The sequence below is a fragment of the Bradyrhizobium sp. Ses1 genome (assembly GCF_059512365.1).
Genome location: NZ_JCAMOQ010000273.1, coordinates 1 through 240, shown reverse-complemented (window position 1 = coordinate 240; position 240 = coordinate 1). Strand labels below are relative to the sequence as shown.

Genomic DNA, 240 nt, shown 5'->3' with positions numbered 1-240 from the left:
AGGATGAGAGCGCGTATTGCCGCATCTAGCGATGTTCCCGAGAGACCTCCTATTGCCTCATCTATTTTGCTCCCTAGTACCCGGAATCAGAGCTGAGTGATACGGCGGCCTGTGAAGCGGCGTTGACGGACCTTTTTCTTGGTCCAGACGAAGGGCTCGGCTCTGTCGTTGTACGCGTTGACGTAGGCATCGATGTGTTCCTGAAGCTGGGTGAGGCTAGTGAAGGAGGTGCCGCTGAGC

Annotated in this window: 1 pseudogene; it reads right to left on the bottom strand. The window is 56.2% G+C overall.

The annotated features are described in order from the left end of the window. Positions 1-86: 86 nt before the first annotated feature. A pseudogene (locus AC5ZG5_RS46650) lies at positions 87-240 on the bottom strand (IS630 family transposase); the annotation flags it as partial.